21 protein-coding genes and 1 pseudogene are annotated in these 24,296 nt (G+C 64.7%); 13 read left to right on the top strand and 9 right to left on the bottom strand.

What is annotated here, in order from left to right; genetic code table 11:
- Window positions 1-16 precede the first annotated feature (16 nt).
- Both ACKAE7_RS02900 and ACKAE7_RS02895 read right to left on the bottom strand, forming a co-directional pair.
- Window positions 17-1,646 (bottom strand): annotated as a pseudogene (locus tag ACKAE7_RS02900) (SLC13 family permease).
- Between the two features lie 191 nt (window positions 1,647-1,837).
- Entirely contained in the window at window positions 1,838-3,130 is a 1,293-nt protein-coding gene (locus tag ACKAE7_RS02895) for an ABC transporter substrate-binding protein (protein WP_408978467.1), read from the bottom strand.
- 182 nt (window positions 3,131-3,312) lie between these two features.
- On the opposite strand from ACKAE7_RS02895, the gene ACKAE7_RS02890 reads away from it, so the two are divergent.
- Genes ACKAE7_RS02890 through ACKAE7_RS02870 form a run of 5 tightly spaced genes read left to right on the top strand, consistent with a single transcriptional unit; the run spans window position 3,313 to window position 9,965 of the window.
- Window positions 3,313-4,308, top strand: a complete 996-nt coding sequence (locus ACKAE7_RS02890; protein WP_408978466.1) for a LacI family DNA-binding transcriptional regulator — start codon at window positions 3,313-3,315, stop codon at window positions 4,306-4,308.
- A gap of 40 nt (window positions 4,309-4,348) precedes the next feature.
- Complete coding sequence (locus ACKAE7_RS02885) at window positions 4,349-5,713, top strand: ABC transporter substrate-binding protein (protein WP_408978465.1); 1,365 nt, start codon at window positions 4,349-4,351, stop codon at window positions 5,711-5,713.
- Complete coding sequence (locus ACKAE7_RS02880; RefSeq protein WP_408978464.1) at window positions 5,710-6,630, top strand: carbohydrate ABC transporter permease; 921 nt, start codon at window positions 5,710-5,712, stop codon at window positions 6,628-6,630. Before ACKAE7_RS02885 ends, ACKAE7_RS02880 begins: the two co-directional genes overlap by 4 nt.
- A gap of 40 nt (window positions 6,631-6,670) precedes the next feature.
- Window positions 6,671-7,588, top strand: coding sequence for a carbohydrate ABC transporter permease (locus ACKAE7_RS02875; protein WP_408978463.1), 918 nt, complete (start codon window positions 6,671-6,673; stop codon window positions 7,586-7,588).
- Between the two features lie 46 nt (window positions 7,589-7,634).
- Complete coding sequence (locus tag ACKAE7_RS02870) at window positions 7,635-9,965, top strand: beta-L-arabinofuranosidase domain-containing protein (RefSeq protein ID WP_408978462.1); 2,331 nt, start codon at window positions 7,635-7,637, stop codon at window positions 9,963-9,965.
- Window positions 9,966-9,970: 5 nt separating this feature from the next.
- On the opposite strand, the gene ACKAE7_RS02865 is transcribed toward ACKAE7_RS02870, so the two are convergent.
- Complete coding sequence (locus tag ACKAE7_RS02865; protein ID WP_408978461.1) at window positions 9,971-10,381, bottom strand: MerR family transcriptional regulator; 411 nt, start codon at window positions 10,379-10,381, stop codon at window positions 9,971-9,973.
- Between the two features lie 92 nt (window positions 10,382-10,473).
- Between ACKAE7_RS02865 and ACKAE7_RS02860 the strand changes: the two genes are divergently transcribed.
- Window positions 10,474-11,457: an aldo/keto reductase gene (locus tag ACKAE7_RS02860; protein WP_190612774.1), complete on the top strand. Its 984-nt coding sequence runs from the start codon at window positions 10,474-10,476 to the stop codon at window positions 11,455-11,457.
- A gap of 22 nt (window positions 11,458-11,479) precedes the next feature.
- Here ACKAE7_RS02860 and ACKAE7_RS02855 read toward each other — a convergent pair whose 3' ends face one another.
- On the bottom strand, window positions 11,480-12,430 hold the full coding sequence (locus ACKAE7_RS02855; RefSeq protein ID WP_190612773.1) for a helix-turn-helix domain-containing protein: 951 nt from the start codon (window positions 12,428-12,430) through the stop codon (window positions 11,480-11,482).
- Window positions 12,431-12,564: 134 nt separating this feature from the next.
- Here ACKAE7_RS02855 and ACKAE7_RS02850 point away from each other — a divergent pair, with 134 nt between their 5' ends.
- The 4 genes from ACKAE7_RS02850 (at window position 12,565) to katG (ending at window position 16,455) form a co-directional block, all read left to right on the top strand.
- Window positions 12,565-13,203 carry an isochorismatase family protein gene (locus ACKAE7_RS02850; RefSeq protein ID WP_190612772.1) on the top strand — a complete coding sequence of 213 codons (639 nt, stop codon included), beginning with the start codon at window positions 12,565-12,567 and terminating at the stop codon, window positions 13,201-13,203.
- 117 nt (window positions 13,204-13,320) lie between these two features.
- Entirely contained in the window at window positions 13,321-13,677 is a 357-nt protein-coding gene (locus ACKAE7_RS02845) for an SMR family transporter (protein WP_190612771.1), read from the top strand.
- A complete protein-coding gene (locus ACKAE7_RS02840; RefSeq protein WP_190612770.1) occupies window positions 13,674-13,994 on the top strand; it encodes an SMR family transporter in 321 nt (106 codons plus the stop codon). Before ACKAE7_RS02845 ends, ACKAE7_RS02840 begins: the two co-directional genes overlap by 4 nt.
- A 166-nt stretch (window positions 13,995-14,160) precedes the next feature.
- Window positions 14,161-16,455, top strand: coding sequence for a catalase/peroxidase HPI (gene katG, locus ACKAE7_RS02835; protein WP_408978460.1), 2,295 nt, complete (start codon window positions 14,161-14,163; stop codon window positions 16,453-16,455).
- Between the two features lie 78 nt (window positions 16,456-16,533).
- Here katG and ACKAE7_RS02830 read toward each other — a convergent pair whose 3' ends face one another.
- Window positions 16,534-17,625 carry an SDR family oxidoreductase gene (locus tag ACKAE7_RS02830; RefSeq protein WP_408978459.1) on the bottom strand — a complete coding sequence of 364 codons (1,092 nt, stop codon included), beginning with the start codon at window positions 17,623-17,625 and terminating at the stop codon, window positions 16,534-16,536.
- 499 nt (window positions 17,626-18,124) lie between these two features.
- On the opposite strand from ACKAE7_RS02830, the gene ACKAE7_RS02825 reads away from it, so the two are divergent.
- The 3 genes from ACKAE7_RS02825 to ACKAE7_RS02815 all read left to right on the top strand — a co-directional run bounded on the left by ACKAE7_RS02825 (window position 18,125) and on the right by ACKAE7_RS02815 (window position 20,813).
- On the top strand, window positions 18,125-19,249 hold the full coding sequence (locus ACKAE7_RS02825) for a serine hydrolase domain-containing protein (protein WP_408978458.1): 1,125 nt from the start codon (window positions 18,125-18,127) through the stop codon (window positions 19,247-19,249).
- A gap of 191 nt (window positions 19,250-19,440) precedes the next feature.
- Window positions 19,441-20,196: a phosphotransferase enzyme family protein gene (locus ACKAE7_RS02820; protein ID WP_408978457.1), complete on the top strand. Its 756-nt coding sequence runs from the start codon at window positions 19,441-19,443 to the stop codon at window positions 20,194-20,196.
- Window positions 20,197-20,243: 47 nt separating this feature from the next.
- A complete protein-coding gene (locus ACKAE7_RS02815) occupies window positions 20,244-20,813 on the top strand; it encodes a GNAT family N-acetyltransferase (protein ID WP_408978456.1) in 570 nt (189 codons plus the stop codon).
- Here ACKAE7_RS02815 and ACKAE7_RS02810 read toward each other — a convergent pair.
- From ACKAE7_RS02810 to narI, 4 genes are all read right to left on the bottom strand, one after another.
- Entirely contained in the window at window positions 20,763-21,215 is a 453-nt protein-coding gene (locus ACKAE7_RS02810; RefSeq protein ID WP_188812407.1) for a hypothetical protein, read from the bottom strand. The two genes, ACKAE7_RS02815 and ACKAE7_RS02810, sit on opposite strands and share 51 nt — an antisense overlap.
- Before the next feature lie 10 nt (window positions 21,216-21,225).
- Window positions 21,226-21,975, bottom strand: coding sequence for a hypothetical protein (locus ACKAE7_RS02805; protein ID WP_408978455.1), 750 nt, complete (start codon window positions 21,973-21,975; stop codon window positions 21,226-21,228).
- A gap of 145 nt (window positions 21,976-22,120) precedes the next feature.
- Complete coding sequence (locus tag ACKAE7_RS02800; protein ID WP_408978454.1) at window positions 22,121-23,374, bottom strand: MFS transporter; 1,254 nt, start codon at window positions 23,372-23,374, stop codon at window positions 22,121-22,123.
- A 12-nt stretch (window positions 23,375-23,386) separates the two neighbouring features.
- Window positions 23,387-24,295, bottom strand: a complete 909-nt coding sequence (narI, locus tag ACKAE7_RS02795; RefSeq protein ID WP_408978453.1) for a respiratory nitrate reductase subunit gamma — start codon at window positions 24,293-24,295, stop codon at window positions 23,387-23,389.
- Window position 24,296 lies beyond the last annotated feature (1 nt).

The following is a 24,296-nucleotide window of genomic DNA, read 5'->3' as shown; positions in this document are numbered from 1 at the left end:
GAGGCTGGGAAGTTCTCTAGAGCACCAAGCCCAATGCGAAGGGGCCAATGAGCACCGTGAAGATGGTGATCAGGAGGACGCCCACCACGTTGAGCACGATGCCCCCGCGGACCATCTCGCTGATCTTGACGTTGCCGGTTGCGAAGACGATGGCGTTGGGAGGTGTTCCCACCGGCAGCATGAACGCGCAGGTTGCCGCCAGTGCCGCCGGGATCAGGAGCGCCATGGGGTCGATTCCGATGCCGATGGCCACCCCGCCCAGGATGGGGATGAAGGTGGCCGCTGTGGCGGTGTTGCTGGTGATCTCGGTGAGGAACAAGACAATCAGGACAACCGTGGCCAGCAAGAGAATGATCGGCAGGGCCCCGAGGCCCGCTGACCCGTTCACCGAACCAGGCGTCCAGGCCGGTGCCCGCCACCGCGGCAGCCAGCGACAGGCCGCCGCCGAACAGCAGGAGGACACCCCAGGGCAGACCCTCTTCTGCGTCCTTCCAGTTGAGGGTCATGTTCCCCTGCTTGTCGCCGGGAATGATGAACAGCAGGGCACCGGCCGCGATGGCCACCACGGTGTCGTCGAAGATGTCCAGGAAGGGCAGTTGGTCACCCAGGTCGCCGATGTTGGACAGCAGTCCCGGCACAATCCAGAAAAATGCGGCGCCAACGAACACCGCACGCACAATTTTCTCGCCCTGGCTCATAGGCCCCAGTGCGGCGATCTCGTCATTGATGAGCTGCTTGCCGCCGGGTACCTCGTCCAGGTGGAACCGGAAAATCATCCGGGTGAGGAGCAGCCACGCCAGCCCGATGAACACAACAACAATAGGGACGCCGAGCATCATCCACTGGGCGAAACCGACGGTCTTTCCAAGTTCGTCACTGATGTAGCCGGCCACAATGGCGTTGGGAGGGCTTCCGAGGAGGGTTCCCAGCCCGCCGATGGTGGCGGACCATGCCACCGCGAGGACCAGGGCGACGCCGAAGACGCGCACTTCGCGGTTCTCGATGAGGTCACTGACAGCCCCGCCGGCCCGGAGTTCCTCGCCAACGTCTCTTCCACCAGTACCGACGGCGGCTTCCGCGCCATGCTTGCTGTTCTCCACCACGAGGGTCAGCACGCTCAGGGCAATCGGCAGCATCATCAGCGTGGTGGCGGTGTTGGACACCCACATCGACAGGAACGCGGTGGAGATCATCAGGCCCAGGATGATCTGGCGCGGGTGGGTTCCCACGCGCCGCAGGGTCAACAGCGCGATCCTGCGGTGGAGGTTCCACTTCTGCATGGCAATCGCGATCAGGAAGCCGCCAAGGAACAGGAAGACGATCGGGTTGGCGTAAGGAGCAGTGGTCTCGGCAATGGTCCGTTCCGTCAACACGGGCATCAACGCGATGGGCAGCAGCGACGTGACGGACAACGGCACAGCCTCAGTCATCCACCAGACCGCCATGAGGGTGCCGACGCCGGCCACCACGCGGGCGTCGTTGGACAGTCCGGAGCCGCTGAGGAGGAAGTAGACGATGACGCCGAGGGCCACTCCGAGGCCGCGGACCAGCCATGTACGGCTTGCCCGTCGGGGAGGCCGGCCTTCGCCGGGCTCCTCGTCAAACTCACCTTGCTCGGGAATTACCCTCCTGGACGGTTCGCTCATTTTCCGGCCTCCGCACGCCATTGTGTGAGTGAGTGCCAACAAAGTAGGAGCCGGTCAACGGGCCCACAACCCCCTGCTGGCGCCTACCGATCGTTTGGCCAGCGTGGATTCACACTGCTAGTCGGCCCAGTTCCGGCCTTGGCGGCGCCGTTCGCCAGTTGGCGCCGCCACCTCCCTTTATCAGCGCCTGGTCAGGCGTTCTGCTTGATGAGGTCTTCGGCTTCCTTGAACCATGCGTCGGCGGCGCCGTCGACAGTCAGCTTGCCAAAGTTCAAGTCGGAGGCAACACGCTTGAAGGACGCCTCGAGCGTGCCGAAGCCGACAATGGGCGGCTCGGGTGCGTCCTTGAGGTACTGCTCGATGGACTTCTCGTAATCCACCACGAGCTTGTCCGTACCTTCGAAGGTGGTCCCGTCACGCTGGGTCTTCGACGCCGGGACGCCACGGGAGGTCTTGAAGATCTGGCCAACCTCGGGGTCATTGACCATGAAGTCGATGAACCGGCCGGCAGCGTCCTTGTACTTGGTCTTGGCGCTGGCCACCATCAGCATGGAGGGCTTCAGGAACAGGCCCAGGTTGTCCGGGTCGTCCGAGGGCGGCGGCACCAGCTTGAGCTCCTTGGCGCCGGTGTCCGAGAGGTAGCCGGCCATGAAGTTGTCCCAAGTAAACTCGGTCGCTGCAGAGTTGGAGCTGAACGGCGACTTGGGGGCGAGCTGGGTGACGCGCTCTTCGGAAATCATGGCCGGGGTGCCGCGCAGGGCCGCGGTCTGGTTCCACCACTTCTTCAGGTCATCCTTGGTGAAGCCGAGCTTGCCATCCTCGGTGAAGGCGTCGATATTGTTCTGGCGCAGCCAGATGTTGAACATCCACCAGACGGACGTGTAGTCGCCGCCGCCGTAAATAGCGCCGTTGCTCTTGGCGCCCACCTCCGTCATGAAGTCGTTGAACTCCTTGTACGTCCATGTGCCGGTGGGCTCCGCGATGCCCAAGGGCGCCAGCTTGGCGGGGTCGTAGTAGACAGCGAACGCGTTGGTGCTGGTGGGGATGCCGTAGGTCTTGCCCTTGATCTGCCCCGAGGGCAGCAGGGACTTCTCGAACGCGTCCGTGTTGATGTTCACGGTGCCCAGGTCCAGGAGCTGGTTGCGCTGGCCGTAGTCACGCAGGTAGGACAGGTCCCACTGCATCACATCCGGCAGCCCGCCGCCGGCAGCCTCGGTGGCGCGCTTCTGCCAGTAGCCGGCAAAGTCGGTGAAGTTGCCGTTGACCTTGATGTCCGGGTTCTTCTCCTCGAACAGCGCGATCGCCTTGCGGGTACGCTCGGCCCGGTCATCGTTGCCCCACCACGTGTAGTTGATGGTAACCGGGTTCTCCGCGGAGCCCGTCTCTCCAGCGCTGGTGCCGGACCCCGTTCCACACGCAGCCAAAGCTGCGGCAGATGCGGTGCCGACGGCCACGGTGGTGAGGAAATGCCTTCTGTTGATCATGGGAGCCTCCTTGCTCAGTGTGTTGCCTGATGGTCCGGACATTCCTCTGTGAGGTGACCTGGATTACACGTTGTGAAACGTATCAGTCCGATACGGAAAAATCCAGAAACATTTCCGTTGACAGGAAAACTTCAGCAACATAGGCTTGGTTTCGCGAGCAGATCCCCCATGTCAGGAGAATCGTGAGCTTTCCCTCCCGCCGGGTCACCCTGGCCGACGTCGCCAACGCTTCGGGCGTGTCCATTGGCACGGTCTCCAAGGCACTCAACAATCGGGGCCAGCTCCGGGAAGATACCCGGGACAGGGTCCTGGCTGCAGCACACAAGCTTGGCTTCGAAACCCTGCCTGCCGAAACCAGCAGCGGCGGGGTGATCACCATAGGCCTGGTCACCTCGGATGACATCGGACGCTTCAGCATTCCGGTGATGTACGGCCTCGAGGATTCATTCGGCCCCGACCAGGCGTCGGTGCTCATCAGCAACTCCCGGGGTGACCTGGTCCGCGAGCGCCACTGCGTTGAAACGCTCGCCTCGCGGAATGTCGACGGAATCGTCGTCATGACCAACCACACCGGCCCCCGCGCCCCGCTCTCCAAGACATCAGTGCCGATCGTCTATGTCATGGGACAGTCTTCAGACCCCGAAGACATGTCAGTGGTGGTGGACCAGGTCCAGGGCATGCTCCTGGCCCTGGAACATGCAGCCAACCTGGGGCATCAGAACATCGCCTACGTGGCGGGCCCCCGCCAGGACTACTCTGCCCGGATCCGCGCCCAGGCCGTCCAGGAACACGCCCCGACCTTCGGGCTCACCCTCGTGGGCGAACGAGCACTCTACGGAAACTGGTCCGAGGCGTGGGGCAGGCAGGCTGCCCAGATGCTCCGCCAGCGGGTGGAACCCGTGGACATGGTGCTCTGCGGCAGCGACGAAATCGCGCGTGGCGTAGCCGACGGCCTGCGCGAGGCAAACATCGTTGTGCCCCATGACGTCTCAATCATCGGCTTTGACAACTGGGCAGCAGCGGCCCTGAACAGCCGCCCCGCCCTGACCACCATCGACATGAACCTCGAAGAACTGGGCCGCGCGGCAGGAGCACGCGTCCTCGAAGCCATCACCGGAAATTCCAGGCCCGGGATAGACGCGCTGCCCTGCCAGCTCATCGTGCGCGATTCCACCTAACCCCTTCCATTCACCCCCTACAGAACACGAGGGAACAATGATGTACCCACCACCCTCCCTTCAGCGCGCCCAAAAACGCCGCTCCGACGGCATCAGCGGCCCCAGCCGGCGTTCCGTCCTTACCCTTGGAGCCGCAGCCGCGGCCCTTGGCCTGACGGGATGTTCGGCGGTGCTGCCGGAAGCCAACGTCACGGCCGCCGGCTTCGGAAAAAACCCTTCAGGCACCATCCGGTTCTGGTGCCGAAGCACGGCGTTCAAACCGGCGCAGCTCATTGTGGACAAATACCACCAGGCCCAGCAGGCAGTGCGAATCCAGCTCACCGTGCTGCCGGAGGGGCAGATGACAACGAAGCTCGCCACCTCCATCCGGAGCGGCGCCGTTCCCGACGTTGTGGCCCCCGATTCCGTCACCAGTCCGGTTTTCACCACCAGGGAAGCCTTCACGGACCTCACCTCCCTGGTGACGGAACTCCCCTACGCCGCGCACCTCAACAAGCCGCTCCTGGACGTGGCCTCCTACGAGGGAAAGATCTACGGGCTGCCGGCACTTTCCAACGTCTCGCAGCTGTTTTGGAACAAAGAGCTCTACGTTAAGGCCGGCCTGGACCCTGAGAAAGGGCCCGGTAACTTCGCGGAGTACCTGGAGCATGCCACGGCCCTGCAGGGGATCGACGGCGTCTCCGGAGTGACCTTCACCGGCAACTCCGCCGGTATCCTGGGCTACGTCATCCAGCCGCACTTCTGGGCAGACCAGAGCCCTTTCTACGACGGGCCATTGGGCCAACAACAGGCAGCAGTGCTGGGCAATGACCCGCTCCGCCGGACCCTGGAACTTTACCGGGAACTCCACAGGAAGGGTCTCTCCCAACCAGGGGCTGCAGCAGATTCCGGAGCGGCCTGGGGCCAGGACTTCCTCGCCGGAACCGTGGGACTGTTTCCGGGTTCCTACGACCTGGTGGTCGGCAGTGCCAAGCCGGAGTTCCTGGACAAGCTCGGCGTCAGTGCATTTCCCGGGCCGGACGGAAACTTTTCCCAGTTTTCCGGCGGTGCGGTGCTGTCCATCCCCCGAGGTGCCCCCAACCCTGAGGCGGCGTGGGACTTCATCCGCTTCGTGGGTGAACTCGAACAGCAGTCGGAACTGGCGGGGCTGGGCTGGTACCCGGTCCGCAGCGACATCCTGAATACCGATTTCAGCGAGAAATTCCCGCTGATGGTCCCGGGCATGGAACGGATGAACGACGGGTTCGCCGCTCCCACAACGCTCTACACACAGCTCACCAACACCGTACAGTCACCGTGGCTTGCGATGTTCCGCGAAGCAGTTTTCGGCCAGGAGGCGATGGAGGACGTCCTCTACCGCGGGCATCAGGAAACCGCCCGAGTTTTGAAGGTGAACCAGGCATGACCACAACAACCCCCTCGCTCAGCCGGGACAAGCGCACGCGCGCGGCGAGGCCTGCCTCGCGCCGCGATTCCTATACCGGGATGCTCATGCTCGCGCCGGCCATGCTCCTCGTCGTCGCCTTTGTCATCTTTCCGCTGCTGTTCGCGGTGGTCATCTCGCTGACCAACTGGCCGCTCGTTGGCGACGTTGAGTTCACCGGCGTCGAAAACTACCTCACCGCCTTCACCGACACCACTTTCTGGCAATCCATCCTCTACACGCTCTTTTTTGCGGTGGTCTCCACCGTGCTGGGGGTGGTGGTCGGCTACCTGCTCGCCGTACTGGTCCGCTCCAACCGGAGAGGTGCCGGGCTCATCCGCACCGCCGTATTCCTTCCGTACGTCATCGGCATCACGTCATTCAGCTTCGTGGCCCTGCTGGAGTTCCGGCCGGACAGCGGCGTGCTGGACCAGATCCTGCTGGGGCTCGGCATCACCTCTGCGCCTACTCCCTGGCTTCTGGACGCAACCAGCGCCACGGTCCTGATAGTCCTGCTGGGCGCCTACGTGGGGTCCGGGTTCGCCATGATCATCCTCATGTCCGGCATGCAGGGCATTCCGGACGAACTGTACGAATCGGCGCAGATCGACGGCGCTGGACGGTGGCAGCAGGAATTCCAGGTGACGGTGCCGCTGGTCAAGCGCTACCTGGGGCTCCTGACGGTCATGGGATTCATCGGGGCCATCCTGGCCTTCACCCAGTTCTTCATCATCACCGGCGGCGGCCCGGGAACCGGCACCCTGACAGTGATGCTCTACGTCTACAACAAAGCCTTCGGCGACCTGCAGGTGGGATACGCAACCGCCCTGTCCTTCGTGGTGGTCATCATCGCGGCGATCCTCACGCTCATCCAGTTCCGCGTCATGCGCGAGGACTGACCCACCCACTTCTTTGGCCCAGCCCCGAACAGGAGATGCCATGACAACGTCCGTCGAAGCGCCGCCGCAGGTGACGCAGCACAAGCCCCGCCCCACCACACCCCCAACTGCCGCCCGGGCACGGACAGCTGCCCGGTTGAGGACCGCCATCTATGCGGTCATCGGCTCGGCAGTATGCATCGCCTTTGTTACCCCGGTGGCGTGGTCCTTTTTCCGGTCCCTGCAGCCGGGATCCCAGATCGCGGCCCCGTCATCGGAACAGTCATTCGACAACCTGACCTTCGAAAACTACACGGGGCTCATTGCCAATATTGGGGCAGGGTCCTACATCTGGAACAGCCTGGCCATTGCCCTGGGCGCCGCCGTGTTCAGCGTCATCATCACCACCCTGGCCGCCTACGCCCTGGTGAACTTCCCGTTCAAGGGGTCGAACGTAGCATTCGCGCTCATCCTGCTGACCATGATGGTCCCGTTCCAGGCCATCCTGACCCCGCTCTTCCTGGAGATGAACGCGCTCGGCCTCACAGACTCACTGGCCGGGATCATCGTCTTCCACATAACCTTCAACCTGCCCTTCGGCGTCTTCCTGATGCGGAACTCATTCGCCCAGATCCCCAGGGAAGTGGTGGAAGCAGCACGGATTGATGGTGCCGGTCCACTGAGGATCCTGCTTTCCGTGCTGCGGCCCATGATCGTTCCGGGCGCAGTAACGGTGTTCCTTTTCGCCTTCCTCGGCGGATGGGGGGACTTCCTGGGCGCGTTGACGTTCCTCACCAAACAGGAACTGTTCACCCTGCCCGTAGCCGTCCAGAACCTCGCCTCCGGCGCGTTCGGCGTGGTGAACCACGGCTATGTCATCGCGGGGGCCGTCCTGCTCATGATTCCCTGCATCATCCTGTACGCGCTAGTCCAGCGGTACTACGTGCGCGGCCTCGTAGCCGGCGCCGTCAAGGGCTGAGCGCACACGTCCTCCTACGCCGCCGAAGCAACCCAAGAAAGCAACCATGCACCTCACCAGTCCCCCGGCAATCACGCAACTGCCGCCGTCGTCCTTTCCCTTGGACCGGATCCGGCTGCTGCCCGGCCAATTCAAGACCGCGCAGGACGTTGACGTCCGGTATGTCCTCGAGCTCGACGCCGACCGTCTCTGCGCGCCGTACCTGCAGGAAGCGGGACTTGGTGCGGCAGCGGAACCCTACGGCGGCTGGGAATCCGACGGCATGGGCGGGCACATCGGCGGGCATTACCTGTCCGCCTGCTCCCGGCTCTTCGCCGCCACCGGCGACGTCCGGCTGCTCGAACGGGTGCAGTACGTTGTGGAGGTCCTGGAACAATGCCAGGCTGCAGCCGGAAACGGCTACCTCGGTGGCATGTCCGGCGGCCGCCGGCTCGGCGAAGAACTGGCTGCCGGGAACATCGACGCTGATCTCTTCACGCTCAATGGCCGGTGGGTCCCGCTCTACAACCTGCACAAGACCTTTGCCGGCCTCCTGGACGCGTACACCCATGCCAGCTCCGAGAAAGCCCTGACGGTACTCACCCGGCTGGCGGACTGGTGGCTCACAGTCTCTCGCCATCTGGGCGACGACTCCTTCGAGGAGGTGCTCACCACAGAGTTCGGCGGCATGAACGACACCTGGACGTCCCTTGCCGAGCTGACGGGCCGTGAAGACTACCTGCGCGAGGCCCGCAGGTTCTCGCACCGGGCAATCCTCGACCCGCTGGCTGCGGGTGACGACCGGCTGGACGGGCTTCACGCCAACACGCAGATTCCCAAGGTGCTTGGTTACGAACGGTTTGCCCAGGCGACCGGGGACGCGCGCTACGTCAAGGCATCCGATCACTTCTGGGATGTCGTCACCAGGCAACGGACCGTGTCAATCGGCGGGAACAGCGTCCGGGAGCATTTCCATCCGTCGCGGGACTTCACCCCCATGGTCCTGGACGTCCAGGGCCCGGAAACCTGCAACACGTACAACATGCTGAAGCTCGCCAAGCTTCGCTTCGAACGGACCGGCGATCCGGCGGCGGTGGAGTTCTACGAGCGCGCCACCTTCAACCACATCCTCTCCTCCCAGCACCCGGAGCGGGGCGGCTTCGTGTACTTCACTCCCATGCGGCCGTCCCACTACCGCGTGTACTCAACAGTCCACGAATCAATGTGGTGCTGCGTGGGCTCCGGGATGGAGAACCACGCGAGCTATGGAGAACTTATCTATAGCCACAGCGGCCACACCCTGGCGGTCAACCTCTACATTCCATCCACCCTGGACTGGACCGAGCGCGGGATACACGTTCAACTGAAGACAGATTTCCCGCACTCGGACGTCGCCACACTGACCGTCACCGCGGACACCCCCACAGAGTTCACCCTGCGGCTTCGGCGCCCGGCGTGGGCAACCGATATGGAAGTCCGAGTGCCCCAGGGCGACGGGGGTGTTCCCCCACAGGCTGGAACCGCCGACGACGGCCATCCCGTACTCATCCGGCGCGTCTGGGAGGGCGCCACCACAGTTTCCATCAGGCTCCGCGCTGAAGTCCGGGCCGAAGCCCTTCCGGACGGCTCGCCGTGGGTGTCCTTCCTGTACGGACCTGTGGTCCTTGCCGCCAGGGAAGGGAACGCAGGCATAAGAAGCTTCGAAGCACCCGACGAACGCATGGGCCATGTTGCCAGCGGCCACCAACTGGCGCTGGCACATGCCCCGGTGGTCTCCGCGCAAGAGCCGGCAGACGCCGTCGTTATGGTCAGCCGCGAAGCGCTTTCCGCGGAACTCACCGCCACCCAGGGTGGTTCTCCCGTCCGGGTCCGGCTCGAACCGTTCGCGGGGATCCACGACGAGCGCTACACGGTCTACTGGCCAACCGGCCCCGTTCCCTCCGCGCGAGCTGCCGAACTCGCCGCGATGGACGCAGACGCAGCGGACATGGAAGCCGTCGTCGACGCCGTCACGGCAGGCGAGCAGCAGCCCGAAGCTGACCATTCCTTCGCCGGCGAAGGCACAAAGGCCGGTGGACAAGACGGACTGCACTGGCGGACCGCAACGGGCTGGTTCTCCTACATCCTCAAGGACCCCGGTACCGACGCAGTGTGCCTCAGGGTCAAGATCCGGCGGAATCCGGGACGCCGCCAGCGGCTCACCCTGAACGGCGCACCGCTGGCGAAGGTACTGCACACCGATGTCGACCACGGACACGAAGTAACTGAGTACGCCATACCGGCGGAAGCACGGATCAAGGACCCGCACTCCCTCGTGTTCTCGGTGCACGCGGAGCCTGGCTACACCACCGAGGACTTGCTGTCGGTGGAGCTGCGGCAAGGACCTCGGCGTGACTGACGGAGCTAAGGGCTTGGCACCTGCGCGCCTGAGTGGATGGCTTCCCTGTAGGCATCGATTTTCCGTTCCAGGGCACTGAGGTGCAGGTGCACGCCGGCTAGACGTTCAAGAACGGCTGCGTGGTGCTGTTCAAGCAGTGCCAGCCGGTCTTCGGTGGATGCCCCGGCCTGGTATGCGGCGGCATAGTCGCGCATCTGTTGGATATTCATGCCGGTACCGCGAAGCATGAGCACGCCCGCGAGCCAGCTCATGGTGGAAGGATCGTACCGGCGCCATCCGCTCGGGCCTCTCTCCGGCGCGGGGGCGATCCCTTCCTTCTCGTAATAGCGAATGGTGTCAACGGTGATGCCGAGGGCATCTGCAGCCTCACTGATCGTGAGGCCAGCATCGGGTCCGGCCGGTGTCAGGGAAGGCATGCTTCCAAGTTTCGCATTTGACATGGTGTGCACACCAGCATCGACGCTGGATGCACCCGGATGTTCCGGAGCTTGTGTTTGGAGGACAGCATATGAAACAGGTTGCACTGGGCTCGCAGGGCCTGACCAGCTCAGTCATGGGACTTGGATGTATGGGCATGAGCGCCTTCTACGGCGGTGCCACGGAGAACGAATCGATCAGGACCATCCGCCGTGCGCTGGACCTCGGAGTGACCATGTTCGACACTGCAGAGGCCTATGGGCCCTTCGCCAATGAGCAATTGCTGGGGAAGGCGCTTGGCGGAGACCGCGATCGCGTGGGCATTGCAACGAAGTTCGCCATTGAGTTCGACGACGACGGGACGCCTCATGGGCCGAACGGTTCCCCTGAGTACGCACGCAGGGCACTCGACCGGTCCCTTCGCCATTTGGGAACCGACCATATCGATCTCTGGTACCTGCACCGCGTCGACCCGGCTACACCGATCGAGGAAACGATCGGGGCGATGGGGCAGGCGGTAGAGTCCGGAAAGGTCCGTTACATCGGCGTATCTGAAACTTCCGCCGAAACCCTGAGAAAGGCCCACGCGACGTTCCCGATCACTGCCATCCAGTCGGAATACAGCCTGTTCGAGCGGGACGCGGAGCACAACGGCGTCCTTGATACCGCACGTGAACTCGGCATCGGGTTTGTTCCCTTCTCACCGCTGGGCCGGGGCTTCCTCGGCGGGACAATCACCAGGAAGGACGACCTGCCGGAAGGCGATGCCCGCAGGAACCTGCCCCGATTCTCGGACTCAGCCATCGAGGCCAACCTCCGGATCGTCGACGTGCTGCGGACGCTCGCCGGGCGCAAGGGCATCACACCGGCGCAGCTCGCGCTTGCCTGGGTGATCCACAATGGCACCACCCCCATCCCAGGGACCACCAAGACCCATCGGGTGGAAGAGAACGCGGCCGCAGCGGACGTCGAGCTCACACCGGAGGACCTCGCCGAAATCGACGAAGCGTCACCCCACGGAGCAGCAACCGGAACCCGGAATACGGAAGCGGCCATGGCCCGGGACCGCGGCTAAACGCCGTGTGAAAAGCGAGGTGCTAACTAGCCCGGGTATCAAACTGCCGCCGGTACTCCGTTGGCGTCGTCGAAAAGGCGGCCGCGAAGTTCTGCCGGAGGGTGACGGCGTTCCCGAAGCCGCAGTCCGCCGCGACCTGTTCGATGGACAGGTCCGTGGTTTCGAGCAGCCGCCGGGCTGCGTCAAGGCGGCGGGCCCGGATCCAGGCGGCGGGCGTCGTTCCTGTTGCTGCCCGGAAGGAACGGACGAAAGTCCGCCGGCTCAGGTGCGCCTGCGCCGCTAGCAGGTCAATGGTCAGGGGTTCACCCAGGCGGCCCAGGGCCCATTCCAGCAGGCGCGAGATCGGATCGTCGGTGGAGCGGGAAGGAACAGGACGCTCGATGTACTGCGCCTGCCCGCCCTCCCGGTGCGGTGCGATGACCAGGCTGCGTGCCACCTGGTTCGCCGCCTCCGCCCCGAGCCGGGCCCGCACCAGGTGCAGGCACGCGTCCAGCGCGGAGGCGGTTCCGGCCGAGGTCAGCACGTCGCCGTGGTCGATGTAGAGCACGGACTGGTCCAGGGCGATATCAGGGTGCCGTCCGGCAAGGGCATCGAACGCCTGCCAGTGCGTGACCGCCCGACGCCCAGCGAGCAAGCCGGCGTCGGCCACGGGGATCGCGCCAAGGCACAGCCCCAGAATCGGCGCGCCACGCCCGTGCGCGTCTTGGAGCACCTGCCGCAGCGAATCACTGGGGAGGCGCCCGTCGTCGAACCATGAAGGCACCACCACAACGTCCGCCGCCTCCGCGGCCTCCGGCCCTTCCACCTCGCCCAGCCGGTAGCCCTCAGCGGTGGTGACCTCGCCTGCCTGGTCAGAAAAGAGAACCGTCTTCCAGCCGGCAAGGCCCTGCCGGGCAACCTCGTCAAAAACCATCTGCGGAACGGCAAGGTGAAACATCGTTGCCCCATCGAACGCATAGACCGCGATCCTCATCCTGCCCCTCCCAACAGCTTGGCCCGAATCCATCGTATATCCGCCTTCGTGCCACTGTTGGCCTGCGCCCGCGACGGGAAGACTGGAAAAGCTGCCAGCAGGCAGCCGAGAGAAACACCAGGGAGAACAAGATTATGAGCACCCCCCGCCGCGCCCTCATCCTCATTGACGTGCAGCAGCAGTACTTCAGCGGACCCCTCGAGATCCAGTACCCGCCGCATCAGGAGTCCCTGCCCACGATTGCCAGGGCAATTGACGCCGCCACTGCCGCAGGCATTCCGGTTGCCGTGATCCAGCACTCCGCGGGCGTTGGTGCACCCGTGTTTGCCCCGGGCACACCCGGGTTCGAGCTGCACCCCGAGGTTGAGGGCCGTAAAACCGGTGAATGGAAGCAGCTGGTCAAACAGTACGGTTCCGTCTACGCAGGCACGGACCTCGCCGAATGGCTGCGGAAGCACGACGTCGACACGGTCACCTTGGCCGGCTACATGACCAACAACTGCGTGCTCGCCTCCGCCGTGGAGGCAGAGTTCCTTGGCTTCACCACCGAGGTCCTCTCCGATGCCACCGGCGCCATCAACCTCGCCAACCACGCAGGCTCCGCCGATGCGAAGACCGTGCACACCACGCTGCTCGCGCTGCTGAACTCGAACTGGGCAGCAGTAGCGGATACTGACACCTGGACCAGTGCCCTGGCTGCGAATCAGGCCCTTGCAGGGAGTGACCTCGGAAGCTCCGCAGTTGCCGGTTTGGAGCTGGTCCCGCAGGCGTAACCAGCCGTCCCGGGCCTCCCCAGCGTTCTCGGCGGTGGGAAGCCCGGGAACACCAGCAGCACTCCTGCGGTTGCACCCACGGGGACCAAGCCCCAACGACATTCAAGGACTGTTTTCATGAAGTGGATTCTTCTCGCCGGTGCCATCCTGAGTGAGGTGACGGCGTCCCTCTCCCTGAAAGCGGCCCTTGATAATCCTGCTTTCTTCATCGTGGTGGTCCTCGGCTATTCCGCGTCCTTCGCTATCCTCGCCGGAGTCCTCCGCAAAGGCCTCGGCCTTGGCGTCGCCTATGGGATCTGGGCTGCGCTGGGAGTGACACTCACCGTGCTGCTGGCTGCCCTCCTCTTTGGTGAAGCGCTGACGCCCGTGATGATGGTCGGCGTCGCCATGGTGATCGGCGGCGTGCTGTGTGTTGAACTCGGGTCACACAAGGAACCGGCAGCAGAACCCGCAAAAGAAGTGGTCCGCTCATGATGTGGCTGTTGCTGTCGGCCGCAATCCTTACCGAGGTGACCGCCACCCTTTTGCTGCGGGTCGCGTCCACCGGTAAGCGGCGCTGGTACGTGCCTGTCGCCGTCGGATATTTCCTGGCGTTCACCCTCCTGACGCTGACCCTCCAACAGGGCATGAACCTCGGGGTGGCCTACGGCATCTGGGCCGCGGCCGGCGTCGCCCTGACGGCCCTGGCCAGCCGTGTCTTCTTCAAGGAGACAATCACCCCCGTCATGATGCTGGGGCTCGGACTCATCATCGGCGGGGTCCTGCTGATCGAGCTCGGCGCAGCGCATTAGGCAGCCCGCTCAACAGGAGCTGAAGCTGGCCGGATGCCTCGGCAATCCAGCCTGTTCTCTTATGGCAAACGGCCCCTCCCCCGGGCGGCCAGTCCATGATCAAATGGGAAGGTTGAACCGGCCGCCCGAGTCCGCTCCACGGCCTCGGCCCGATGGAAGGAAGCACATGACCGATCGTCCGGAACACCCTCCGATACCCACTCCCGGAAGTGCCCAAGGCCTGGACAGCAAGGTCGAGGGCGGATGCCCGGTGGACCATGGCAGCGTGACCTCGCACGGCAGCGAGAGCGAAAACCCGGCCATTGATTCGCCCCAGCCCAAGGGGCACCGGCCGCGCACCGTTGCGGACTGGTGGCCCAACCAGCTGGACCTCTCCGTGCTTCACGCCAACCACCCCAAGGGCAACCCGCTCGGCCCGGGCTTCAGCTACCGCGAGGAGTTCCAGAAGCTCGACGTCGAGGCACTGAAGCAGGACATCACCGAGGTCCTCACCACCTCCCAGGACTGGTGGCCCGCTGACTTCGGCCACTACGGCGGCCTGATGATCCGCCTGAGCTGGCACGCTGCCGGCACGTACCGCGTCCACGACGGCCGCGGCGGCGCCGGGGACGGCAGCCAGCGGTTCGCGCCCCTCAACAGCTGGCCGGACAACGCCAACCTGGACAAGGCCAGGCGGCTGCTGTGGCCGGTCAAGCAGAAGTACGGCCAGAAACTCTCCTGGGCGGACCTGCTGGTCCTCGCCGGCAACGTCGCCCTGGAGTCCATGGGCTTCAAAACGTTCGGCTTCGCCTTCGGCCGCGAGGACGTGTGGGAGCCGGAGGAGATCTTCTGGGGACCGGAGGACACCTGGCTCGGCGACGAACGCTACATCGGCGAGGGCCAGATGTCGGAGGAAGTCGGCTCCACGGAAATGGGGCTGATCTACGTCAACCCCGAAGGGCCCATGGGCAATCCGGATCCCAAGCTCGCCGCAGCGTTCATCCGTGAGACGTTCAAGCGGATGGCCATGAACGATGAAGAGACGTTTGCCCTGATCGCGGGCGGCCACACGTTCGGCAAGACCCATGGAGCCGGCGACGCCGATGCTCACGTAGGTCCCGAACCCGAAGGCGCCGACCTTGAAGCGCAGGGCCTTGGCTGGCTCAGCACCTATGGCAGCGGCAAGGGTGGCGACACGATCACCTCCGGCCTGGAAGTCACCTGGACGGACGTGCCCACCCAGTGGAGCAACCGCTTCCTGGAGATCCTGTTCGAGTACGAGTGGGAGCTGGTCAAGAGCCCCGCCGGCGCCCACCAGTGGGTTGCCAAGGACGCCCCGGAGATCATCCCCGACGCGCACGACCCCGCGAAAAAGCACCGGCCCACCATGCTGACAACCGACCTGTCGCTCCGCTTCGATCCCGTCTATGAGGAAATCGGGCAGCGTTTCCTGAAGAACCCGGACGAGTTCCAGCTCGCCTTCGCCAAGGCCTGGTACAAACTGCTGCACCGCGACATGGGTCCCGTGGGCCCGCACATGCTGGGACCGTGGGTCCCGGAAGCCCAGCTCTGGCAGGACCCCGTTCCCGCCGTCGACCACGAACTGATTGGCGAGCAGGACATCGCCTCGCTCAAGGCATCGCTCCTGGACTCGGGCCTGTCCGTCTCCCAACTGGCCACCACGGCATGGGCTGCTGCCTCCACCTTCCGCAAGACGGACCGGCGCGGCGGCGCCAACGGTGCCCGGATCCGGCTGGAGCCGCAGCGCAGTTGGGAGGTCAACGAACCTGGGCAGCTTTCGACGGCGTTGCAGGCCATCGAGCGCGTGCAGCAGGAGTTCAATTCGTCCCAGTCCGGGGGCAAGAAGGTCTCGCTGGCGGACCTGATCGTCCTCGGCGGCTGCGCCGCGGTGGAGAAGGCGGCGGGCGACGCCGGCTTCCCCGTCACCGTGCCGTTCCGTCCGGGACGCACCGATGCCGCCCAGGACCAGACCGACGTCGAGCAGTTCCAGTACCTGAAGCCGCGGGCTGACGGGTTCCGCAACTATGTGCGCCCCGGCGAGAAGCTCCAGCCGGAGACCCTCCTGCTGGACAAGGCGTACCTGCTGGACCTGTCCGCACCGGAGATGACAGCGCTCGTTGGCGGCATGCGCGCCCTCGGCACCAACATCGGCGGCTCCAAGCACGGCGTCCTCACGGACCGGCCGCAGGTCCTGACGAACGACTTCTTCGTCAACCTGCTCTCCCCCGGCACCAAGTGGAAAGCCTCGGAGAACGAGGAGAACGTCTACGAGATCACAGACGTCGCTACCGGCGAGCTGAAGTGGACCGCCACCCCGGTGGACCTGGTGTTCGGCTCCAACTCCCAGCTCAGGGCGATGTCCGAGGTCTACGCGAGCGACGACGCCAGGGAGAAGTTCGTCAACGACTTCGTGGCGGCCTGGGTGAAGGTCATGGAGCTGGACCGCTTCGACCTCAAGTGATGCTGCTCCATTGACCACTGCGTCCGGGCCGGCTGCGTTTGCGGCCGGCCCGGACGTTTGCCACTGGTCAACAGCAAATCAGGGAATCAGGTTCTCAGCCTTATAACGGTCGAAGAGCGCAATAAAGGCATCCAGCGTCCGCCGGTACCCGGTGAACCCCGCGTCCCGGCTCTTGCCCATGTCCGTTACAACCTCAATGCCGCGCCCCAGGTCGCCGTCCGTGTGCCACCAGGACGCCAGCCGGTTCAGGTCCGGCTCGCTGAGGTTGTGGCGCGCGGCGATGTCCCGCCACTGGTCCTCCCGGCCCGCCATCGACTGCTCGAGGGGGCGGGGCGTTCCCTTGTACCCTTCCCACTCCACACCGAAGTAGGCCGCGAGCTTCGGCCACATCCAGCGCCACCGGAACACATCGCCGTTGACGATGTTGAAGGCCTCGTTCGCGGCTGCCGGGGTGGTGGATGCCCAGATCATGTGCTCGGCGAGCAGGCCCGCGTCCGTCATGTCCGTCAGGCCGTTCCACTGTGTTTCGGAGCCCGGGAAGACGAACGGCTCCCCGCTCTCCCGGCACAGGGTGGCCTGGGCGGCGAGCGTGAGGCCCATGTTCATGGCGTTTCCGACGGCGTGCCCGATCACCGTGTGCGCGCGGTGCACGGACCAGGTGAACCCTTGCCCGGCCGCGGCGGCCCAGAGCTCGTCCTCCTGGGCGTAGTAGAAGTTCCGGACCGGCAGGCGCGGCTCCTCTTCATGGAAGGGAGTGTCCGGCATTTCCCCGGCCGCGTACGCCTCGAAGGGCCCGAGGTAGTGCTTGAGGCCGGTCATCAATGCAACGTGGGCTACGTCCTTGCCGCGAAGTGCCGCCAGGAGGTCCCGCACCATTCCCGCGTTGACGGAGATGTTCTCCTCTTCAGTGTCCTGCCGCGACCATGCTGTGAAGAAGACATGGGAGGGATTCTCCGGACCGAGCACAGCGGCCAGGGATGCAGCCGATGTCAGGTCCGCGGAGAGCCACCGGACCCCGGGCCTCTCTGCCCCGGGCTTCCGGGAGAGGGCGAGCACGCTCCACCCCTCGCCCGCCAGTGTGTCGACGAGGGCAGACCCCGCTATGCCGGTCGCTCCCACAACAAGAGCAGTCTTTTCGGTCCCTGCGGTTGTTCCTGCGCCAATAGTCATGGAGCTCCTTCTGGTTTGTGCTGAATTTCGCCTGGGCAATGGCCTCTAACTGCAAGCCGCTGGCACGGGGAGATATTCCTCGACCGGCGTCACACCACCCCTACTCATAAGGAGTGGGACTGCCGCGCCGGGCGCGGCGCTGGCACTTTGTGCGTGCAGCTATTCCGAGCCCAATCCCCACCGGTTCGACCGATGAAAGCGAGTAAATTCCGGTCGAGGAAGCAGTCAAAGTGCTCGGTTCCCGAAGGACCCAATGACAAGTTTCGGGAACATAATTGGAAGTGGGCTGGGCGACACATTCTCGGAGAGGAGTGGTCATGATCCGGGCCCTGATGTGCAGGCTCAATGTCGGGCACCACTGGCTGGTGGAAAGGACGCCCGACGGCGGCTTCCGTCGGCGTTGCACTAAGTGTGGCAAGTACGGTCGCCGCAGCCAGAGATGGTCGGGGCACCTGGAGGCTGGAGACCGGCCGCGAAATCCGATGGGGCCGGTTCCCTAATGAACAAGCACGCTGCGGTGCTGGCCGTGGCTCTTGTGCTTTCCGGCTGCACGTTTAACGCCCCCGACGAAACAGCCACCACCCCGGCTGAAAACCTCGCCGCGACGCTGGAAGCTTTTGCGGCCGACGCGTCCGCGCATGGAGCGCCTGCCGTGGTCTTCCATGTTCGGAACGGAGACCAAGAAGAGCTCATGGCCACCGGTGTGAGAGACCTGAAGTCCAACAGCATGGCGATCCCTACGGACAAAACGTGGATTATCGGGGCGGGTACGCCCATGGTCGCCGTGTCCGTGATGAAGCTGGCGGAGACCGGCGCCGTGCGCCTTGAAGATCCCGTCTCCGCTCATCTGCCCGAGTTCACAGCAATCTTCCCGGCGTGGGACCGTGTCACGGTGCGGGACCTTCTGGGCAGTACCTCCGGCCTCCCTGACTACTTTCCACCCCTGATTGAATCCGCGAGCCTGGACGAGCTCCAAACGCGCGTATTGACCTTCGAGGAACGGTTAAGGATTGCAGCGGGGGTAGACCTTCCGCCAGGGCCCGTGTCCTACTTTGCATGGTCTGCAACGGACTGGGAAGTGCTGGGTTGGTTGCTGGAAAGCAAACACAACCGCGGACTCGACGAGGTTCTCGCCAAGGACGTATTTGAGCCGGCAGGAATGGGCAGCACGCACGTGGCGGCGGCAGGGCAGCCGCCCGAGCCCATGCTGCATGGGTACGTGCTGGAGAGCGGGAACAGGCGCGACTTCACGCGTATTGACGCGATCGCCGGATCGGCCGATTCTGGGGTCATTTCAACGGTTGAAGATCTCAGCAGGTTCGCGGCGTCGCTCACCACGGGCCGATTTATTCGCGAGGAAACGTGGAAGAGCATGATTGAGGCCGAGCCATTTCCTTTAGGTGGCATCCGCCTGAGCGACGACATCTGCCCGGGCACACGCCACGTCTTCCTGTCCGGGGGCGGGGGCCCGTATAGTGTCCAATCTGTTTCCTCCTTAGATGGGCACCAGCAGGTGACGGTGGCTACGGTGCTTCCGCCCCGGGAGCTGAACGTCACAGACGCGCCTCCGCTCGTCCCCGAGATGGAGGACGCTATCCAAGAGACAGCCAGGAGCATGTGCTAGCTGGAACACCTCAGAGCTGCCGGGGTATGGACGTGCGGACGGCCGGCCTCAGGCTAGGACATTACGCAGCCCGACGTGCTCCTCATTGAGTGACACGTACCCGCCATCCGGGCGGCTGGATCGATGACGTTGTCCCTGATGGTTTCGAGTTGGATTATTTTGATACGGGACTTCACCGATAACCTGCTGTGATGGTCCCGGACGAGCAGGAACTTGCAGGCGGCAATGCGTCCGGCAAGGTTGTGCGCATCGGCAACACCGTACGGAAACCCTGGCTGGATAACACCGCCGCTGTGCAGGACTATCTCCGCGCGCTCCGCTCGTCCGGGGTGGACGTTCCCCAACCTCTGGGAAAGGACGACGACGGCCGGAGCGTTGTGGAGTTCGTGGAAGGCGTCCTCGCGCTGGAGGAACTGCCGCTCACCCGCGACGATCTGCTGCGGGTTGGCCGCATGATCCGCCGGATCCACGACGCGAGCGAAGCTTTTGTGATTCCTGATCCGGACGGCTGGAACATGCTCTTACCTGCTGAAGCTCCAGACCTGATGTGCCACAACGACCTCGCACCCTGGAACCTCGTCAGGGGTGATCGGTGGGTCTTTATCGACTGGGACGGTGCCGGTCCCAGCACACGGCTGTGGGACCTTGCGTACGCAGCGCAGTCTTTCGCCATGCTGTTCGACGGACAGCCGGTGGAGGAAGCGGCCGCAAGACTGCGTGCCCTTGTTGACGGTTACCAGGCTGACGAATCGCTCCGCAGCGCGTTGCCGGCAGCGATGGCGGAGCGAACTGCAGCTATGTTCACACTCTTGGAGTCCTCGCACGAGACCGGGTTCCAGCCGTGGGCGGACATGTTCGTCAACGGCCACGGGGAACACTGGCGTGGCGCTGCCCGGTATGTCCGGCAGCATCAGTCGGCGTGGGAGCAGGCCCTCGCCCGGCCGTGACCTGCGCGATTGCGGAACTGAGGCACGGGCTCGACTACGCTCGTGTGATGGCCCGCCTTATCGCTCCGGACGTTAGTTACCACTCCTCCTGGCTGGAAGGGGCGGGGGATTTCAACGGCACCCGTCAGGACGGCGCGGGCGCCGAGGACTGGCCCCTGGAAGACCTGAGAGACCCCCAGACGTTCGGCAGTTTTGTGGACTGGCTCGTCAAAGATGCCCTACCGGAGAGCCCGCGGAATCCAGCGCATGTGCCCTGCACCTACCTGTGGATTGTGGAAGGTGGCACCTTCCTTGGGTCCCTGGCCATCAGGCACGAACTAACCGACTTCCTCCTCAACGAGGGTGGCCACATCGGCTACAGCGTCAGGCCCTCAGCCCGGCGCCGCGGCCACGCCGCAAAAGCACTGGCCGACGCCCTGCCCATTGCGCGCGAACTGGGGATCACCCGGGTTCTCTTAACCTGCGATGAGGACAACTTCGGTTCCCGGGGCACCATCGAAAAGAACGGCGGCACCTACGAGGACAGCCGCAACGGCAAACGCCGCTACTGGATCGATATCGTGCCGTCAGATGAATTGTCGCAGGCCCCTGCGGGATTGGACGTCCGCCCGAGCTGACTCCACGAACTCTTCAACCTCTGCCCGGCAGCGTTCGCCCTGCTCGTTCAAATCCCGGCGGCTGTCGAGTTTCTTTAGGGCTGTGATATGTGTGAGCACGTCATGCGCCAGGTCCCCAATGGCCTTCTCACTCGCCAAAAGGCGTACGCCGTAATAGGCGGACCATGCCGATCCGCGGGCGCGGTGAACGTCGTCGTCCTCCGTTTTTAGATCCACACCGTGTCCCTCGAACCATTCATCCATCACAGTCCGCCGGTACTCCATCGCCGCTTGCGCGAAGGTCTTGTAGGCATCAATTCGGGCCTCATGGAGCCGCATTTCGGCGGCGTTCTTCCGGTTGAAGGCGTAGGTCAGAACGGCCCCGAGCAGAGCACCGAGCAGGCCGATAATCGCACCGTCCAAGGACTATCCCCTACCCCGCCGGCCGCAGCGACGTGATCATCCGCTTGATGTCCGCATACTCCGGCGTCCCCGCATACAGCTTGGCCTTCTCCAGGTACGGCAGCGACGGGTCCCCCGGCGTCAGGTTCAGCTCGGGGTTGTAGAAGGACCCGAACGTGGCGGCGTTGGGCGGCCAGTTGAAGAAGTGGAACATGTAGCAGGCCGAGTCACCTTCGGGAAGGGGCGCGGTGGTGATGCCGTAGGCCGCCGCCGGGGTGTCCGGCGGGCCGGCCGCGGCGTCGTTGCCGCGGGTCTCGAACGTATACCGCGGCACGGTGCCGTACTGGGCCAGTTGCGGCAGGTCCTGCGACTCCAACACTGAGTAGGGGTACTTCTCCGTACACGTGGACCCGGTGGCCATGTTGGTGCGCAGCGTCGCCAGCAGCCGCCCGTCCTCACTGGTCACCTCCGCGAACGCCCCGCCGCCCTCGGCCAGTTCCCCTGCCGGGTCCGTGATGTTCCAGGTGGAGGGCAGGTCGAAGGCCAGGTCGCCCGCCGCCGTCGTGTAGGTGGTCCAGGACGCGGACGGCGGTGAGGTAACGGCAGCGCTGCCGGTCGCGCTTGGTGAGGGTGCCGCCGTCGTCGTTTCCGTAGGCGTGGCGCCTGCCGTGGCGGACGTGCTCGACGGCGTCGCCTGGGGTTGGCTCGCCGGTCCGCCGCACGCAGTGAGCAGCGAAAGCGAGAGAAATAGTGCCGCGCCGGGCCACGTTGACCGCCGCATGTCTGCCTCCCTGGAAGCCGTTGTGATCCTCCCATTGTGCAGCCACGGCGGCTCCCGGGACCTATTAATCAACCGATTGGACCCGAACTGTTGCAGCTCGTAACGAAACCATTCCCGGCCGGGCCGGCCGCCCGCCGTCGTACTTTTATGTCCCTTTCAACGCACCCTGCGGTGCGGGCTGCTTGGGTGGGCGGATGGCAACCAGCGTGAACACGAACGCGACCGTGGCCGTGACCACCAGCAGCATCAGCCCAATGAAGTAGCTGTTGTCTTCGGCGTTGTACGTGGCGCCCATGACCAGCGGCGGGAAGTAGCCGCCCATCCCGCCGGCCGCGCTGACAATGCCGCTGATGCTGCCCACCTTCCCCTGCGGCGAGAGCCTCCCCACCCAGGCGAACACGCCGCCGGTACCCAAACCGAGCGCAGCAGCCATCGCCACGAAGGTCACGCCCGCGGGGATCTCGCCGTCGGGCCGCAAGTTCACAATGAACGCCAGCACCGCGATGCCCGCCAGGGACGAGAGGACCACCGGCTTGGAGCCGATCCGGTCCGCCAGCACTCCCCCGACAGGCCGGAACAGGACGGCAGCCAGGGCAAACCCGGCCGTGCGGGTGCCGGCCGCGGTCGGATCGAACTGGTAGATATCCCGGAGGTACGTGGGCAGGTAGGTGGCAAAGGAGACGAACCCGCCAAAGACGATGGCGTAGAGGAAGCACAGCTTCCAGGTGACGGCGAGCCCGGCTGCGTCCTTGAGCTTGGGGATCACCGGCGCGGTGTTCCGGTGCCAGTCCGGCGACTCCTTCAGGTTGAACCAGATTACGGCCCCCATCACCACCAGCAGCCCGGCAATCAGCAGGTGCGTGGGCAGGTACCCGATCCAGGTCACCAGCCGCGGGGTCAGGAAGGCCGCCAGCGCGGTCCCGCCCATCCCGGCGCCGAACACGCCGGTGGCGAAACCTCGCCGCGACGGCTCGTACCAGGCGGAAACAAAGGGAATTCCGACGGCGAAAACGGTGCCTGCGATGCCCAGCAAGAGGCCCGCGCCCAGCACCACCGCATAGGAACCCAGGCTGCCGCCGAGGGCAACCAGCAGGACGGGAGGAACGCTGCCCAGCAGCACGAACGTGAACATCACCCGCCCGCCGAACCGGTCCGTCATGGCTCCCACTACGATCCGGCCCAGCGATCCGACGAAAATCGGCATGGCCACCAGAACCGCGGTGGCGGTGGAGTCCAGCCCCATCTCCTGGGTATAGCGGGCACCCAGGGGCGCCACGATGTTCCACGCCCAGAAGGCCATGACGGACGCGCTGGTGGCCAGCGCCAGGTTCAGGCCCTTGCCGGGATGGGAGGTTTCCGCGGGCGGTACGGGATTCGCGGGGCGTGCGGCTTCAGTCATGGTGTGCTCCCCTCACCGGTTCCGGGTGTCCCGGTCCTCGGTCCCGACCGCCGACCAGCCGCGTTTGCCGGCGGGGGCGTTGGGGTTCTGCGCGGCATTGCCACGGGGCCTGCTCCCGGCTCTGCCTGCGGGCCGTGTACCCGCGCGCCCGCCCGTCCTGTCGCCGTCGCGATCCCGCGAGCGGTACACGATGTACGGGCGGAACAGGTAGTGGAACGGCGCGGTGAAAGCGTGGACCAGCCGGGTGAAAGGCCAAATGATGAAGAGCGCCATCCCCACCAGCGTGTGCAGGTGGAAGGAGAACGGCGCCGCAGCCATGGCGGCAATGTCTGGCTGGAAGATGAACAGGGACCGGAACCACGGCGCCACGGTTTCGCGGTAGTTGTGCCCGTGCTCGCCCTCGAACACGCTGGCCAGGGTGGTCCACAACCCGAACACAATGGCGGCCGTGAGCACCACGTACATGGCCTTGTCATTCTTGGTGGTGGCCATGAACACAGGCCCGGTGGTGCGCCGCCGGTAGATCAGCAGCATGATCCCGCCCAGTGTCCCGATGCCCGCAATCCCGCCCACGAACAGGGCGTTGAAGTGGTAAAAGTCCTGGCTCATGCCCACGGCTTCAGTCCATGACTTTGGAATGACCAGGCCAAAGAAGTGCCCGGCAACCACGGCGAGCAGCCCAAAGTGGAACAGCGGCGAGGCAATCCGCAGCAGCCTGGACTCGTACAGCTGGGAGGACCTGGTGGTCCACCCAAACTGGTCGTACCTGTAGCGCCAGACCAGTCCGCCCACCAGGACCACCACCATCACGTAGGGCAGCACGCCCCACAGCACAATGTCCAGGGCGGAAAGTTCGACGGCGGCACCGGGCTGTGTTTCATAAGGCAGCGTTTCAAAGGGCAGCGTTTCAAGGGTCACCATG

This window comes from Pseudarthrobacter sp. NKDBFgelt (genome assembly GCF_046097905.1).
In the GTDB taxonomy this organism is placed as follows: Bacteria; Actinomycetota; Actinomycetes; order Actinomycetales; family Micrococcaceae; genus Arthrobacter; species Arthrobacter polychromogenes.
The sequence above is the reverse complement of the archived record's forward strand: the minus strand, read 5'-3'. Positions and strand labels throughout refer to the sequence as shown.

Coding starts and splice junctions, on each gene's coding strand:
- ACKAE7_RS02895 (WP_408978467.1), bottom strand. CDS start 3,130: ATGATCAACAGAAGGCATTTCCTCACCACCGTGGCCGTCGGCACCGCA.
- ACKAE7_RS02885 (WP_408978465.1), top strand. CDS start 4,349: ATGTACCCACCACCCTCCCTTCAGCGCGCCCAAAAACGCCGCTCCGAC.
- ACKAE7_RS02880 (WP_408978464.1), top strand. CDS start 5,710: ATGACCACAACAACCCCCTCGCTCAGCCGGGACAAGCGCACGCGCGCG.
- ACKAE7_RS02875 (WP_408978463.1), top strand. CDS start 6,671: ATGACAACGTCCGTCGAAGCGCCGCCGCAGGTGACGCAGCACAAGCCC.
- ACKAE7_RS02870 (WP_408978462.1), top strand. CDS start 7,635: ATGCACCTCACCAGTCCCCCGGCAATCACGCAACTGCCGCCGTCGTCC.
- ACKAE7_RS02865 (WP_408978461.1), bottom strand. CDS start 10,381: ATGCCTTCCCTGACACCGGCCGGACCCGATGCTGGCCTCACGATCAGT.
- ACKAE7_RS02860 (WP_190612774.1), top strand. CDS start 10,474: ATGAAACAGGTTGCACTGGGCTCGCAGGGCCTGACCAGCTCAGTCATG.
- ACKAE7_RS02855 (WP_190612773.1), bottom strand. CDS start 12,430: ATGAGGATCGCGGTCTATGCGTTCGATGGGGCAACGATGTTTCACCTT.
- ACKAE7_RS02850 (WP_190612772.1), top strand. CDS start 12,565: ATGAGCACCCCCCGCCGCGCCCTCATCCTCATTGACGTGCAGCAGCAG.
- ACKAE7_RS02845 (WP_190612771.1), top strand. CDS start 13,321: ATGAAGTGGATTCTTCTCGCCGGTGCCATCCTGAGTGAGGTGACGGCG.
- ACKAE7_RS02840 (WP_190612770.1), top strand. CDS start 13,674: ATGATGTGGCTGTTGCTGTCGGCCGCAATCCTTACCGAGGTGACCGCC.
- katG (WP_408978460.1), top strand. CDS start 14,161: ATGACCGATCGTCCGGAACACCCTCCGATACCCACTCCCGGAAGTGCC.
- ACKAE7_RS02830 (WP_408978459.1), bottom strand. CDS start 17,625: ATGACTATTGGCGCAGGAACAACCGCAGGGACCGAAAAGACTGCTCTT.
- ACKAE7_RS02825 (WP_408978458.1), top strand. CDS start 18,125: ATGAACAAGCACGCTGCGGTGCTGGCCGTGGCTCTTGTGCTTTCCGGC.
- ACKAE7_RS02820 (WP_408978457.1), top strand. CDS start 19,441: ATGGTCCCGGACGAGCAGGAACTTGCAGGCGGCAATGCGTCCGGCAAG.
- ACKAE7_RS02815 (WP_408978456.1), top strand. CDS start 20,244: ATGGCCCGCCTTATCGCTCCGGACGTTAGTTACCACTCCTCCTGGCTG.
- ACKAE7_RS02805 (WP_408978455.1), bottom strand. CDS start 21,975: ATGCGGCGGTCAACGTGGCCCGGCGCGGCACTATTTCTCTCGCTTTCG.
- ACKAE7_RS02800 (WP_408978454.1), bottom strand. CDS start 23,374: ATGACTGAAGCCGCACGCCCCGCGAATCCCGTACCGCCCGCGGAAACC.
- narI (WP_408978453.1), bottom strand. CDS start 24,295: ATGGTGACCCTTGAAACGCTGCCCTTTGAAACGCTGCCTTATGAAACA.